Below are 16,210 nucleotides of genomic sequence, written 5' to 3'. Positions count from 1 at the left end.
GAAGATATGATTTAAAAAAAGTTAGATTAGGCGGTAAGTAGTAATACCCTTATAAAACTCTTAGTGTAGCTTCACAAAACTTCAGTGTTTTTGTAAAGGTGACATCCTATTTGTAATATGCCACAATACAGCTCAAGTGCTGCTTTACATAATCCTTGACATGCTCTGGACTGGTAACCCTGACCCATTGGTTGTATTTTAAAACCTCCATTAAAAACTCATAATTGGGTTCCAAAAACACTTTAATTTCACCCCAAATATTTGAATTGCCATAATCCAATTCGGGGGTATTCATCTCCTGAGGATAGGCCACTATTTTTTGGGAATGATGAAGGGGATTGTTTTTTAAATACTTAAAATGATGATTGGCCACTTGAATGTGGATCCATTCTGGAGATATATCCGTCTTAAGAATACCGATGGCATGCTTAAAATATTCAAAGGAATTAAAGGCAATTGGGTGTTTGACCTCCTGCTTTGTAATACGCAGGTTGGTCATCCGCTCATCCAAACAAAAAGCATATATGCCCACTTTTTTGTTATGCGCTATTAAATACCATGACTTTTTAACTTCTTTTAAATGAAGCGGTTGAAAAAACCCCGTTATAGCCTGAAAACCATTATCATCATACCAACCACGGTATTCCAACTCAACTAAAAACTGATGCTCTATAGCGTGGATAAGTGGCACTAAATCTATTTCGGGCCCTAAAGAAGTGCGAGACGTTGTAACATGGGCTTTCCAAGAATGGGCATGATGATGAAGCAAATAGATTTCTGTTTTTTCGTAAACATCTTTTAAAACATCACTTATTTCATAACCTTCAATATAATAGCCATAATTGCGCTTAAATAATATTACAGTTTGATAGTAGGACTTTATTTTTTCCAGATCACGTTTAACTGTTTTTTGACTATACTGATTTAACTTGTCGTAAAGCGCATCATCTATATTATCAACACGCAATTGATCAAGTGCTTTTTGCAAATCGGGAAGTGGCACATAGCCGTTTTTCTCAATTCCGTACACTTTAGGATTGGAGATGATACGTAGAATATAGTATCGACGGAGAAACTCTGGGGTCATAGCGATATTTATAAAAACGAATGTAATAATTTACTTTCAAATCGTTAAAAGTTTTCAGTTTTAATATATTTGGCTGCCTAATTATTCCCAATGACCTACGTTTTTAGCAAACAGGATTTTATAGCGACCAAATGGTTTACGCTCGAAAAGATCATTCAACTCATTTCCGGTGTTTTTATAGTACCAAAAATTTTTAGCACATTAGGAACTGTTGATATTGGACGACTCAAATTTGTTGAATCTGTTTTGGAACTTTTATCGCCATTATTTTTGCTTGGCTTGTCCGCCATATGTATCCGAGAAATTATTTTTTATTCAAAGTTCACGCAGCGTATTTTGGCCATGGCGTTTTATCTGCGATTGATTAGCTGGAGTGTGATATTTTTAGGAATCATCCTCTATTTTAATTTTACCGAAGAAAGTCCCTTAACAGGATTATACCTCATCATAGCGTGTAGCTATTTATTTAAATTGACCAATGTTTTTGAATATTATCTACTTGCTAAAAAATGGACGAAAATAATTTTTATCAGCAAGATAACGAGCTTAGCTATAATTGTAGCATTGCAATACTACGGGGTTAAGAACCAATTTGATGTGTACTATTTTGCAAAGCTCATTGTTTTTGATTTCCTCATACAAGGGTTAATATATATCATCATTCTGAAGCATAAAAAACTTGTGCTATTTAGGCAATGGACATTTTCTTGGACCTTGGGAGCATCCTTATTAAAAATGTCATTCCCATTGATCATTTCCAACGCACTAATCATGTTTTACATTACTATTGACGAATTATTTCTGAAATATTACCATGGTGACCATGCTAACGGCATTTTTGCCACAGTGCAATTTTTGGTCATCATTTTAAGCTGGAATATCGGCTTTTCTGTCATCAATGCACTATATCCATCTTTGGCGGAATCTTATAAAAGCGATAGTTATCGCTATCAGAAAAAAATTAAAAGCCTTATCAAGTTTATGTTAATTTTAGGACTGTCCATCGGTGCCATATACACTTTATTCGGCAGTATTATTCTGGATAAATATTTCACAGCTTCCTATGCTGAAGCAAAACTTCCATTATTAATTTTCTGTTGGGCTCCCCTTTTTATTTTTATAGGAATGATTTACGAGAAGCATTTGGTCAACACTAACGATTTACAAAAAAACGTGTACCGATTTATTTTGGGATGTTGCACAAACCTCATTTTATATTATTTGTTAATTCCCACTTGGCATGCAATTGGGGCAGCAATAGCTGTGTTAACAAGCCATTTTGTTACCAATATACTATATGTTTTTATCGATAAAGACAGCAGAAGACAGGTGCTGAAGCTGTTTTAAGTAACTATGAAAGATTCTTTCTAATAATCGTAGTGTTTGACCCTATCCGCAAAGGCCTATAACTATTTTGAACCAATATCCGATTGGAAGCCTACAAATGCGTTTACAGATTTGGTGACTACATTAAGATATTAACGCTTTCAACCTATCCACCGCTTGCTCCGCAGTAATATCACGTTGTGGGGAACCAAACATCTCGTAGCCTACCATAAATTTCTTTACTGTGGCGCTTCGTAATAATGGCGGATAAAAACTCATATGCCAATGCCAATGTTCATTATTCTCACCGTTGGTTGGTGCTTGGTGAATTCCACTTGAATACGGGAATGAGGTCTGAAACAGCTTATCATAAGCTTTAGTGATTTTTGAAATAGCATCTGCAAACGCCACCCCTTCGTCATCTGAAAGTTCTGAAATATCTTTGTAATTCTTTTTAGGTGCAATCATGGTTTCAAAAGGCCAAATTGCCCAGAATGGCGTGAGTACCACAAAATCTTCGTTTTGATAAATAATACGCTCATTCACTTCCAATTCCTGCTTTAGATAATCTCCCAAGAGACTACTTTTATTTTGGTTATAATAAGCTTGTTGATGCTGATCTTTCTTCTCAACCTCATTAGGAAGTGTAGATTGACTCCAAATTTGCCCATGCGGATGCGGATTGCTGCAGCCCATGACCGCTCCTTTATTTTCAAAAATCTGAACGTAGTTAATAAGCTCGTTGGCGCCTAACTCTATATATTCATTTTTCCAAGCTTCTACAACTTTAGCAATATCCTGAACGTCCATATCTGCCAAACTCTTTGAATGGTCAGGACTAAAACAAATAACTTTACAAATCCCTTGTTCGCTTTCTGCTCTAAACAACCCGTCGTTTACAGAAAAATTAGGTGACGTGGTCTGTAGTGCCGCAAAATCGTTCGTAAAAATAAAGACATCTTTATAATCAGGATTTTGCTCGCCATTAATTCGCGTATTGCCTGCACACAAATAACAGCTTGGGTCGTGCGCTGGGCGTTCTTCATCAGAAATTTCCTCATTCTGTCCCTGCCATGGCCGTTTTGCGCGATGAGGCGATACCAATACCCATTCGCCAGTAAGGATATTGTAGCGTTTATGTGAATAGTCTTGTAAATTATTGTCCATGGTATTTTCTGTTATTTTAATTTCACTTTTCAATAGGGGTTCTCCGCTTAAAATAGTAAAATATTTAAAAATTCAAAAGAGCATTCAACTTTCTTAAAGCTGAAAACACCTGTTTTTCTATCAATTGAGTCTTGATTCTTAGTTCTTTGCTCTTTATGTCTAAGTCAATTTACCAAATGTGTTCCTTGAGAAAGTTTCACTTCATAAATAGAGCAGTCTCTTCCAAATTCATCTTTAAAGTTTTCTGAGACTTGCTTTTTGAACTTCTCCATGCCACTCTTTCTCACCAAATTTATGGTGCAACCGCCAAAGCCACCGCCCATCATCCGAGCGCCAATAACATCGGAACTTCCCTGTGCTTGGGTCACCAAAAAATCGAGCTCGGTGCAGCTCACCTTATATTGAATGCTCAACCCATCATGCGATTGGAAGAGCAAACTGCCCAAAGTACCCAAATCATCTTTTTCAATGGCTGCCGCAAATTTCTTTACACGATTGTTTTCTTCAATGACGTACAAGGCCTTTTGATAATCTTCCTCAGATATATCCTCTTTAATTTTATCTAAATCGGAGGTTGTAGCATCCCTTAGCGCGACAATTCCAAGCATTTCAGATACGTTTTCACAAACGGCACGGCGATCGTTATAGGCAGTTTCAGCTAAATCATGCTTGACATTGGTATTGATCAGCATCAATTCGTAGTCCTTAAAATCGATTTGATAGGGTTTGGCAGTCACCGTCCTACAATCTAAAAGCAGCGCACTGTCTTCTATGCCAAACATACTGGCATATTGATCCATAATGCCACATTTTACACCCGCAAAATTGTGTTCTGCCTTTTGGGACACATAAATCATTTCTTCTTTTGTCAGACCGAGATTGAAGAGCTCATTCAATCCAAATACAAAACTATTTTCTAAAGCTGCCGAAGAAGACATACCGGCACCACCCGGGATATTTCCAGAAAAGACACCGTTAAAATTACCGACTTCCTTACCAAGAACCTGCAATTCAGCAACGACGCCCAGGATATAGTTTCGCCAATCGCCATTTTTTAAAGGTTTAATATCATCCAAAGAAAACTCATAAAGTTCGCTTTTATCTACTGCAAAAACCTTACTGTTGCTGTCTTCACTCTTTTGAATGGCCAATGCAATTCCTTTATCAATGGCAGCTGGGAATACAAAACCTTCGTTATAATCGGTGTGCTCTCCTATCAGATTGATCCGCCCAGGCGAAAACACAATTAAAGGTTCTGATTTAAACTGTTTTTGAAAAGAGCTTTCAACCTCTTTAACCAAATTTGCAATCATCGTATCGTTTTTAGTTGGTGTAAACTTTTAAAGCCCAGTCGATTTCGAATGTTTTTCTAGGCTCTAAGAATTTTAATCCTATGTTATTATTAAAGCTATCAGAAACTCCCGTAGTTGGTTCAATAGCAATTATATGTTCTTTTGGCGGTGTGTAGAGCTGTAAAAAAGCATCGGTTTCCGACGAGGACAGCACTAATTTGTAAAATGGTGTATCAAATTTTACGTCGGTGCCTTTTATCTGCCAACAATCGTCTAAGTCTTTATTTTTTAAAACTACGGAATCAATAGGAGATATCGGCTCTAAATGGGATCCAATATTACGTTCACCAATATTCAATTTGTGTTCACTTTCAAATTTAAGAATACTATTTTCAAGATTTTCGCTCAAAAAGTAGGGATGCCAACCTATGGTGAAAGGAAAAGCAGTTTCCGATGTGTTGATTACCGAAATGTTTATATTCAGACCAGTTTGGGTAAACGTATATTTTAATTGCATCTTAAAAGTAAACGGAAAACCAGCCTCCACCTGCTTGTAATCATATTCCATGATAATTTCAGCACGCTCCTTCTGAACCGATTGATGCGTCACTAAAAAAGTTTTGTTATATACCAATCCATGTAGCGCATTATGCTCTTCTTTTTGATTTGGGTTCAGTTGAAATTCTTGGCCCTTAAAACGGTATTGCCCATCCTTTATCCGATTTGCGAACGGGAACAATATAGCAGAAGCATAGGTAGTATCATATGTTAATGGTGCCAAATCAACAATGAGCGGCACGTTATCTAAAGTGAGTTCTTGCAAACTGCCGCCGTCATTAAGGTATATCTTAGCATACACGCCTTGAGCAACATTCTTTATTTCAACACTTCCCGACTGATCATTTTGTGTGATACTGTACATAATATAGAATTCTTAAACACTAATTTCTAAGGCCGATCTCATTTTAATGCATTTCGCTTCGAACAAATCAGATGCAACGATCTTTCAATAGTTTCTAATGGTCTCCATTTTTGATTTTTATTAGGTTTTATTGACCTCATCTGAAACCGCAGTATTACAAATATATAGAAAAGCCTTACTAAAACATTTTTTGTTTTTAAGAAATTAAAATGTAACCATAGTCAAACGGAATATTTACATATATTTGAAATGAAAAACTAAACTAACACAATCAATTATTTATGGCATCAGGTTTTCATTCGTGGGATTATGTGGTCTTTATTGCCTATGGAGCACTTATTTTAGGCGTAGGCTTATGGGTTTCCAGAGATAAAAAAGGGCACCAAAAAAATGCAGAGGATTATTTTTTAGCAAGTAAATCATTGCCTTGGTGGGCAATTGGGGCGTCATTAATTGCTGCCAATATTTCGGCGGAGCAGTTTATTGGGATGTCTGGTTCCGGTTTTGCACTGGGTATTGCTATTGCATCCTATGAATGGATGGCTGCCTTAACACTTCTAATTGTTGGAAAGTATTTTTTACCCATTTTTATTGAAAAAGGACTTTATACCATTCCAGAGTTTGTTGAAAAACGTTTCTCAACAAATCTGAAGACCATATTGGCTGTTTTTTGGATCGGTCTTTACGTCTTTGTAAATCTCGCTTCGGTACTTTATCTCGGTGGTTTAGCTATAGAAACAATTATGGGCGTAGATATGATCTATGCCATTATCGGGTTAGCTTTATTTGCAGCGGCCTACTCTCTTTATGGGGGATTATCTGCTGTGGCATGGACCGATGTCATACAGGTGGTTTTCTTAGTTTTAGGTGGTTTGGTAACCACATACTTGGCCTTAAACACCGTATCTGGAGGCGAAGGTGCCATGGCAGGTTTTTCAGCTATTTTGGACGCAGCACCAGAAAAATTCCACATGATACTCGATGAGGCTAATGATAATTTCAACAATCTTCCCGGAATTTGGGTACTGGTAGGAGGCTTGTGGGTGGCCAATCTATATTACTGGGGATTCAATCAATATATTATTCAAAGAACTTTAGCGGCCAAATCTTTAAAAGAAGCTCAAAAAGGTATTTTGCTGGCAGCGTTTTTAAAGCTCCTCATCCCATTGATTGTTGTCGTTCCTGGTATTGCGGCTTATGTCATGATTAATGATCCGTCTATTATGGCCACTTTGGGTGAAGCAGGCATATCAAACGTTCCCACTTCAGACCAAGCCGATAAAGCCTACCCGTGGTTATTGCAGTTTTTACCTACCGGATTAAAAGGGATTGCCTTTGCGGCGCTTGCGGCAGCGATTGTATCATCGTTGGCTTCCATGATCAACTCGACGTCCACCATTTTCACCATGGACATTTACAAACAATACATCAATAAAAACTCATCTGATAAGATGACGGTTGGTGTGGGCCGTATTTCGGGCGCAATAGCCTTAATTATCGCCGTTATTGTAGCACCACTTTTAGGAGGTATCGATCAAGCGTTTCAGTTTATTCAAGAATATACTGGTATTGTAAGTCCGGGAATTTTAGCGGTATTCATATTAGGTCTATTCTGGAAGAAAACCACCAATAACGCTGCAATTTGGGGCGCCATTCTATCCATTCCAATTGCCTTAGTGCTTAAGTTTGCGCCAATTGATGCGTTAGAACCTTGGATGCATCAAATGGGAATCACGGCAGTGCTCACCATGCTCATCATTATCGTATTGAGCTATCTTCAAAATAAAGGTGCTGACGATGCTAAAGGTATAGTGTTTACAAAAGACCTATTTAAAACGACGCCTTTGTTCAATGTAGGTGCGATGGTCGTTTGTATTATTACCGCAGTTTTATACGCATTGTTTTGGTAATGGTAGATTAAAAATTATCATCATTTAAAACAAAGCCCTTTCTCTTATCCTGAGAAAGGGCTTTATCGTTTTAACAAAAATGTCGATTGTGGAAAAGAAATCAATGTCCAAAATCTAAAATACTTAACTGAACGACCAAACACGATATTAGGTAGTTAATTGGTCTAACTTTTCATGAAAGAAGCCGACTCAAAACTATTTGATGGGCTTCTTAAATGTTTTAGTTTGGAACAATAGTCCACGCACTAATTCACATCGAATTCTTTACTCCTTAATAAATTTACCTACCAATTCTGCAGTATCTGTTTCTACCTTCACAAAATAGAAACCCTTTGGTAACCCTGACACCTCAATGGAGTTTTTATCGATTTTTGCAATATTCATTACTTCCTTCCCCGTAATATCATAAACTTTATATCCTTTGATTTGGCCATTGTTTTCTAAATGAAGGGTTAAAACATCCTTGGTCGGATTCGGATACAGCATAAATTTAGGACTTGTAAACGCACTGACGCTTAACGTATTTGCTACCATCACGCCATAATCATCCGCACGTTGTGCCAACCCATCGCCACACACCACAGGGGCTTTAGTATATTCTGATATAACCCGCATCCTCAATATGGTATTTAGGGTAGCCGTAGCAGGTGGAGTTATACTGACTGAAGGTGAGCCGATTGAATTGACCCCAATATCATGAGTTAAAACACGTTCATTGACTCCATGACTGTTTGAAGTTTCAAATATGCCATTATTGTCCCAATCTATCCATACTTCGGTATGTTGTGTACCACTATCTCTTGATTTGTAGGTGACCACTAAATCATAAGAAGACCCAAGATGAATAGTTGTGTTATCAGAACAGGTAAAATCTTGCATGGCCGTTTTTGGAATAAAAGTATAGGTTTCTTTGTTGATGGTATTAAATGACACATTGGTAACCCCGAGACCATAATCCTGGTCATTATTATAACTGGTGAGATCACACGCGGACACCATTCCTGCACTAACAGTTATACCTTCCGCTTTGGTTAAACTGGATGCTCCATGTGCATTTGTAATGGCAAGCGTTACATCATAAATGCCAGCGTTATTAAATATTATATTAGGGTTTTGATCCGTTGAAGTATAAGGTTCATCCACGTTGTTATCGAAAGTCCAAAGAAATGATGTATCGTCGTAACTAGTATCCGTATAACTATTGGGCGAACAGGTTGATTGATCGTAAAAACTCACCTCTTCTCCCAAACATGCAAGGTCCAATTGAGATGTGAACTCAACTTCCACTTGCGAAGTTGGCGTTAATGCCGTGCTCGTTAGGAAAGAAGCTCTCATGCCATTCAGTGCAGTATTCACGACCGCTCTTTGTCCTCCAGTAAATTCATTGCGGCAACTTGTATAATTCATATAATTACTCATGTGATCTTGATGTGTCCCTGTATTTCTTCTGAAGCCTGTATCCGGGTTTGTTATTTGATCAAATGACGCGTCACATTCATTAGAATCACTATTGTCACAATAAATAGGCGGATCTATTGCGCTTATTCTCATATGGCTTGGCGTATCAAAAATACCATCGTCACCACATTGATCACCCTTTCCATCTCCTTTAGAGTCGTCCCCGTTAAAAGTATGGGGTAAGTTAAAGGCATGTCCTAACTCATGAGCAAAAGTACTGGAAAATTCATCTAAATACGAGCAGCTTAAAACTACCGTACCATCATAAGGTCTACCATGCGCCGACGCAAAATATGCATATCCTGCGGTATATGATTCTGAACCGGCATTATAACAATTCTTGCTGTCAATTTGATCTACAATCCAAACATTATAATATTTATTTGGGTCCCAAATGCTGTATTCCTTAAGAGAATTTACACCGCCTCCAGCGGTATAATCTTCAATCCCGTCTGTGCTATCTATATTAACGCCGTTACTGACATACTCAGTTACACCACTCATATCTATCCTCAAAATACCATCGGTGCAATTTCCGTCTTCATCTTGAACAGCTAAAACAAATTCAATGTTCATATCTACGCCCACCCCATCACCAAGTGAACCCTCTGTTTTTCTCCAATAATTATTCAGATACCTTATACCTCTTTTCACATCGGCATCAGAAATATTAGTACCAATCCCAACAGGCTCGCCTTTATGCATAACGTGAACTACAATTGGAACTTGTATAACACCGTTGGCCGATACACCTTTTTGCATGCTCACTTTTTGCATAGATTGTAGAGTACGCTGATGACCGGCTCGGTACTGAGCATCTTCTTTCATTTTCTGATCATGCATGAAATCTGTACCACAAAGCTCTTTATTAATGGTGATGCTTTTAGTTTCAACTGTTCCTTTGTGGGAAATATTCGCCGGTAGAAGGTTTTGCCCATGATTTTGAAGGGTAAAAAAAAGAACGGCGAAAATGGTTGCGAAAAAATTATAGCGCTTTTTCATAACTGAGGGTGGATTAAAATTAATAAGAACGACCCTACCAAAATAATTATAATAAACTTCAAAAACAAGCGTTTTTCAAAAATAAATTGAAATAAGTTACTCATTTAGTGATAGTTACGATAGAGAAAGCAATTAACAAACCTATAGACAGAATGAAGTTTATTGAATTTTTACAAATGGAAATTTATGATCAAAACGCATCAACTTTGGTCAGCACAACCTGCATAAATGTGCTTTTCAACTAAGCAGTGAGGCTAAGTTTCTTAGACGTACTCTTTATGACAATATAAAATACCACCGTCCACACATGAGCACTTGCAAAACAGATGGGTTGTAAAAGTGAATTAAGAACTATGCTCTTTGCTTCCGCCTGAGAAAGGGTCTTGTTTCTTAGCGAAGATATTCAGCACAAATAAAGTATCAACGTCATAGGGGTGGCTTAGTTTATAAACTTTGCGCCCACAAACTATTTTGGTTAGCGCTTGTCTAAACAATTTTTATGATCAAAATATTGACACTGGCACTCGGAAAATTCTCTGGCCATCAACAGCCACGTTGCGAAGCATTTGCCCGCTACAGTGTTATTAGTTCAGAAGAACGGTCCTGCGGTATTTGCAATAAAACCTTTCTCAAAATCCCTTGCACTTCCATAGTTTCCTTTTGTGGTATAAGAAAAGTTTCCAAATCGTCGGTATTTAAAATCTGTTCTGATTTCTCAATAAATCCATAGCCAAGATAGAGCCCGTTTTTGATGAGCACAAAAGCTTCTTCTTCCACGTGTCGCCCCTTTTCTTTTAAAACCAAGTTCTGATTGGAGTTGGCCATATAATCAATTGCCAGTTTCACGCGTTCATTATAAGCTACAACCGATTCTTCATCTCTACAGACCCCTTTGCAAGTGGTCAGCTTGTAATGCGAGCAGGTCCATACATTTTCCTGCAAATGGCAATATTTTGGACACAGTTCAAACTGCTCGCATACCTGCTCCAAATACAATCGGCAGTCGCGAATGCTGTGAAAAATCCGTAACGGATTGGGTGTTGCTTTCAGCGTATTGAAAGCCAAATGTTGAACGCCCTGTCGATCTTCATAACTAAACACGGCATACGGTTTTGGCACGCGTTTGGCCGCTTGGTTATATATGGGGAAATGATGCTTGATGGCTGCATCCTCCATCAGTCGGGCCACGAGATCGCTGCCCGAAAGTTCAAAATCAATATGGGCGGTTTCTCTGCAAAGATTGAGTTCCTTTTCCTTTTTATCGTAGAAATGTCCTAAGACGCGTTTCTTAAGATTGATGGCCTTCCCAACATAAATTATTTTTCCCTTTTTATTTTTGAAATAATAAATACCCGGACTATTGGGAATGCCCTCAAAAATAGCACTTGGCAAATGGGATGGCAAAGTCGCTTCCTTAGATCCCTTTTTCAAAAAGTCGGTAAAAACAGTATCCGAATGGTCGTGAGCCAATAATTTTTCAAACAACGTGACGGTAGCATCGGCATCGCCTCGTGCACGATGTCTATCCACCAATTTAATATCCAAAGAGTGGCATAATTTCCCCAAACTGTACGATCGGAATCCGGGGAATAAGGCTCGCGATAGTCGTACCGTACATAACTTCCGTCGTCTAAAATCGACGCCAATTGCTTTAAATTCATTACGGATCACGTTATAGTCGAAGTTGACATTATGGGCCACAAAAATACTATCTTCCGTAATGGAAAGAACGGCATCTGAAATCTCAGCAAAGGTTGGCGCATCAGCAACCAATGTATTGTCAATTCCTGTCAGTGCAGTAATATAGTCTGGAACCAAGGCTTCCGGATTAACCAACGAGGTGAACTCTTCAAGAACCTTTTCACCATCATGTTTAAAAATGGAAATTTCAGTAATCTTATTGCCTCGCCCAGTCGTTTCGACATCAATAATGGTATAAGTGGTTTTGGGTTTTGCCATTATGCCATTTTTTGAACTGCTTCCAATTCCACTTTCAACTCTTGGAACATCGCCATAATACTGCTCATTTTCAGTTCTTTTTCGTCGTATTCCTGAGTGTTGATACAGCAGGTAAATTCCCAAAGCTCCAATACATTTTCAATAGGGACTTCATACGGTTGATACGCTTTATTGTCGCTGCTCAACAACAAAACATTTTTATCCTCCATCAAATTATAAACACGCTTATATACCAAGCCATCGTCTTTGGTCAATACAATATAGGTACGTCCATTTTTCACATCTTGAATATCTTCCACAAATTTTGCGACCACAAAAGAACCATCCTTTACGGGCAACATCGAATCGCCTTTGATAGGAAAGGCACGATGGGTACCGGTGGGAAGAAAAGGCAACTTGATTTTCTGGAGCTGTTCAATATATTCCGGATCGTCATAGCCTGACAAATAACCTGCCGAAGCTTTTGCCGGAACAATCTCTATGAGGTCTTCATTAGCTTCACTGACCGTTATCGGAAACAGCACCCGCTTGCTGCCAATGTCAATAAAAGAGGTGTCTTTGGCTTTTCGCAAATCATTTCTGACCAGAATGTCAATGGGGATTTTAAAGTAATTGGACAAATCGATCAATCGGTCAATGGGCGGCTCGGACCGTCCTTCTTCATAAGATCCTACGATGGATCTTGACCAACCCAATTCATCTGCAAAACGCTCTTGCGAAAGTTGCTTTAATGAACGTAGGTGTTTGATATTTGCTTGGATATGTTTCATTTTTTATTTCATTTTATTTCTGCCACAATTCCTGAATCCTGAATTCTGAATCCTGAATCCTGAATCCTGAATCCTGAATCCTGAATCCTGAATCTTGAATCTTGAATCTACAACTTACTACAAATATAAGCAATCAATACTACATATAATAGCTAACTTTGAAAAATATCAATAAATAAGAAAAAATGTATCTCAACTGCCACACTTACTACAGCCTTCGCTACGGCACCATTAAGCCTGAGCAGTTGCTTGCCATCGCTTCAGAAAACGGCTTGCAGACCTTGGCATTAACGGATATCAACAGCACATCCGCCTGTTTGGATTTTGTAAGATTGTCCTCAAAATATAAAATCAAACCCGTTTTGGGCATTGATTTCAGAAATGGTGCCCAACAGCAATTTATCCTCATTGCCAAAAACAACCATGGGTTTAAGAATATCAACGATTACCTATCAGAATTCTTACATAATCCTGAATTGGAAATCCCTGAAATTGCTCCCCAACTGGAAGATGTCTTTGTGATTTATCCATACATCCATAAAAAAACATACCAACTCAAAGAGAACGAATTTTTAGGCATCAAACCAAAGGATTTGAACCATCTCAAATTCTCCAAATGGAATACCTTACGCAACAAATTGGTCGTATTAAAAACCGTGTCATTTCAGAGTAAGAAGGATTTTAACACCCATCGTTTATTGCGTGCTATTGACAATAACACCCTATTGAGCAAACTTGCTAAAAGTGAGCAGGGAGAGGAGACGGACAGAATGTTGCCCTATGAGGAATTGTGCGATACTTATAATGAGTTTCCAGAGCTTTTAAAAAACACAGCATCCATTCTTGAAAAATGTCAGATTAATTTTGACTTTTCACATGAAAACCCCAACAACCAACGTTGCTACACCCACAATGAAGCATTGGATTTCAAATTGCTTAAGAAGCTCACCTACGATGGCATCCATTACCGCTATAAAAATCCTGGAGAACGTATTTTTAAACGTATCGAGAAAGAACTGTCCATCATTGAACAAAAAGGATTTGTGTCTTATTTTTTGATCAACTGGAAGATCTTAAAATATGCACGCAGCAAGAACTATTTTTATGTAGGCCGTGGCAGTGGGGCCAATAGCATTGTTGCTTATTTGCTTCGGATAACCGATGTGGATCCGGTGGAACTCGATCTCTATTTTGAACGTTTTATCAATGTGTTCAGACAGAATCCACCCGATTTTGATCTTGATTTCTCGTGGAAGGATAGAGATGATATCACCGCTTTTATTTTCAACCGATTTAAAAACACAGCTTTGATTGCCGTGTATAACACCTTTAAGTTTAAAGCCTCCGTCCGGGAATTGGGAAAGGTATTTGGTTTACCAAAATCGGAAATGGACAAGCTCACCAGAGGCAAATACCATATTAATCAATTGGACAACCTGTCTCAACTCGTCATTAAATACAGCACGTATATTCAAGGCTTTCCTAATTATTTGGGTATTCATGCCGGTGGTATTATTATTTCGGAAAAACCCATTCATTGTTATGGCGCTACTTTTATGCCCCCAAAAGGCTATGCCACCACTCAATTTGATATGGTTGTAGCGGAAGATATCGGTCTGTACAAATTTGATATTTTGAGCCAACGCGGCCTCGGGAAGATCAAGGAAGCCACAGAGATTGTCGCCTATAACCATCCCGAAAAACCACCTATCGACATCCACGATATTCAACGGTTCAAACAAGATGCACGCATCAAATATTTGCTTAAAAATGCTAAGGCCATCGGCTGTTTTTATGTAGAGTCTCCAGCCATGCGTATGCTGATGCGGAAATTGCAAGTGGATAGCTATTTGGGCTTGGTGGCGGCAAGTTCCGTAATTCGTCCTGGCGTCGCCAAAAGTGGCATGATGCGGGAATATATTCTGCGGTATCGTGACCCACAACGCCGAAAGGATGCGCCCAAAGTATTACTTGAAATTATGCCGGAAACCTTTGGCGTGATGGTCTATCAGGAAGACGTTATAAAAGTAGCACACTATTTTGGTGGCCTCACGCTTGGCGAAGCCGATATGCTACGTCGTGGCATGTCCGGGAAATTTCGATCGCGCGATGAGTTTTTAAAAGTGAAACAACAATTTTTTGACAACTGTAAAAAATCAGGAAAACCTGATGGTTTGGTATCCGATATTTGGCGACAGATTGAAAGTTTTGCCGGGTATGCGTTTGCAAAGGGCCATTCGGCATCTTACGCCGTGGAAAGTTACCAAAGTTTGTTTTTGAAAGCCTATTTCCCATTGGAATATATGGTGGCGACCATAAATAATTTTGGCGGATTTTACAGCACTGAACTCTATGTCCATGAAGCGCGAATGGATGGTGGCCTCATAGAGGCACCATGCATCAACACGAGCTTTACGCAAACGGTCATTCAGGGTAAAACCATTTACCTCGGATTTATGTTCCTACAGTCCTTGGAGTCAAAAACCATCAAGCATATTGTAAAAGAACGCCAGGCAGAAGGCAACTTTTTAAGTTTGGATGACTTCATTGAACGGGTTCCCATTTCCATAGAACAGGTTTCGATCTTGATAAAAATAAATGCCTTCCGATTTACCGGAAACAACAAACGCGAACTGCTCTGGGAAGCTCATTTAAAAATCAGCAAACATGCCGTACAAGAGAATGTCGTCACATTATTCAAGACTGAACGAATCCAGTATAAAACCCCAGAATTGCCAAGTACAGCCTTGGAAAATGCTTTTGACGAAATTGAATTGTTAGGCTTTCCGCTTTGCAACCCGTTTCACCTATTGAAAAAACGTTCGGCAAATCCGTTACGCGCAAAAGATTTGCAAGCCCTGGAAGGAAAGACGGTCACCATTGAAGGTTACCTTATCACCCTCAAAAACACCAAGACCACCAATGGCAAAATCATGCATTTTGGAAACTTTTTGGATCGTGATGGCGATTTTGTAGATACCGTACATTTTCCGCCGGTGGCAGCGAAATTTCCATTTAGAGGCAAGGGTATTTATAGCATTACCGGCAAAATAGTAGTTGAATTTGATTGTGTAAGCATTGAAGTGAGCAGTATGGAACACTTGGCGGTGATTGAAGATCCGAGGTATAAAATCCCATCCTCTAAATCCCTTTCCCGAGAGGAAGAGGATTTTCAGAGCGGAATGATGCCGAGAGTGAGATTAAAACCTAAAAGATCACCTATTCAAATATCCGCTTCCCGATAGGTAGACAACCATTAAGAATACGTATAGATATATTAAATAATATACGTGCATTTATTTTTTTATTATCTTTAT

At 38.6% G+C, this 16,210-nt stretch carries 10 protein-coding genes; 3 read left to right on the top strand and 7 right to left on the bottom strand.

The features are described from left to right. Positions 1-106: 106 nt before the first annotated feature. Positions 107-1,087 (bottom strand): helix-turn-helix transcriptional regulator, encoded by a 981-nt coding sequence (locus H3Z82_RS05545; protein ID WP_182203440.1) that lies wholly within the window; start codon positions 1,085-1,087, stop codon positions 107-109. 90 nt (positions 1,088-1,177) lie between these two features. Between H3Z82_RS05545 and H3Z82_RS05540 the strand changes: the two genes are divergently transcribed. After that, entirely contained in the window at positions 1,178-2,434 is a 1,257-nt protein-coding gene (locus H3Z82_RS05540; protein WP_182203437.1) for an oligosaccharide flippase family protein, read from the top strand. 123 nt (positions 2,435-2,557) lie between these two features. On the opposite strand, the gene H3Z82_RS05535 is transcribed toward H3Z82_RS05540, so the two are convergent. The 3 genes from H3Z82_RS05535 to H3Z82_RS05525 all read right to left on the bottom strand — a co-directional run bounded on the left by H3Z82_RS05535 (position 2,558) and on the right by H3Z82_RS05525 (position 5,794). Continuing rightward, entirely contained in the window at positions 2,558-3,580 is a 1,023-nt protein-coding gene (locus H3Z82_RS05535; protein ID WP_182203435.1) for a UDP-glucose--hexose-1-phosphate uridylyltransferase, read from the bottom strand. A gap of 164 nt (positions 3,581-3,744) precedes the next feature. After that, positions 3,745-4,893, bottom strand: a complete 1,149-nt coding sequence (galK, locus tag H3Z82_RS05530) for a galactokinase (RefSeq protein WP_182203432.1) — start codon at positions 4,891-4,893, stop codon at positions 3,745-3,747. 10 nt (positions 4,894-4,903) lie between these two features. Continuing rightward, the gene (locus H3Z82_RS05525) at positions 4,904-5,794 is read right to left on the bottom strand and encodes an aldose 1-epimerase (RefSeq protein ID WP_182203430.1); all 891 of its coding nucleotides are present in this window, start codon (positions 5,792-5,794) and stop codon (positions 4,904-4,906) included. 281 nt (positions 5,795-6,075) lie between these two features. Here H3Z82_RS05525 and H3Z82_RS05520 point away from each other — a divergent pair, with 281 nt between their 5' ends. Further along, positions 6,076-7,704: a sodium/sugar symporter gene (locus tag H3Z82_RS05520; protein WP_182203427.1), complete on the top strand. Its 1,629-nt coding sequence runs from the start codon at positions 6,076-6,078 to the stop codon at positions 7,702-7,704. Between the two features lie 264 nt (positions 7,705-7,968). Here H3Z82_RS05520 and H3Z82_RS05515 read toward each other — a convergent pair whose 3' ends face one another. From H3Z82_RS05515 to H3Z82_RS05505, 3 genes are all read right to left on the bottom strand, one after another. Next, positions 7,969-10,164 (bottom strand): M43 family zinc metalloprotease, encoded by a 2,196-nt coding sequence (locus H3Z82_RS05515; protein ID WP_182203424.1) that lies wholly within the window; start codon positions 10,162-10,164, stop codon positions 7,969-7,971. Positions 10,165-10,737: 573 nt separating this feature from the next. Then, positions 10,738-12,123: an exonuclease domain-containing protein gene (locus tag H3Z82_RS05510; RefSeq protein ID WP_182203421.1), complete on the bottom strand. Its 1,386-nt coding sequence runs from the start codon at positions 12,121-12,123 to the stop codon at positions 10,738-10,740. Continuing rightward, complete coding sequence (locus H3Z82_RS05505) at positions 12,123-12,893, bottom strand: XRE family transcriptional regulator (protein WP_182203419.1); 771 nt, start codon at positions 12,891-12,893, stop codon at positions 12,123-12,125. Before H3Z82_RS05505 ends, H3Z82_RS05510 begins: the two co-directional genes overlap by 1 nt. A gap of 185 nt (positions 12,894-13,078) precedes the next feature. Between H3Z82_RS05505 and H3Z82_RS05500 the strand changes: the two genes are divergently transcribed. Next, complete coding sequence (locus H3Z82_RS05500) at positions 13,079-16,138, top strand: DNA polymerase III subunit alpha (RefSeq protein WP_182203417.1); 3,060 nt, start codon at positions 13,079-13,081, stop codon at positions 16,136-16,138. Positions 16,139-16,210 lie beyond the last annotated feature (72 nt).

Source organism: Gelidibacter maritimus, from assembly GCF_014062315.1.
Taxonomy (GTDB): domain Bacteria; phylum Bacteroidota; class Bacteroidia; order Flavobacteriales; family Flavobacteriaceae; genus Gelidibacter; species Gelidibacter maritimus.
The sequence above is the reverse complement of the archived record's forward strand: the minus strand, read 5'-3'. Positions and strand labels throughout refer to the sequence as shown.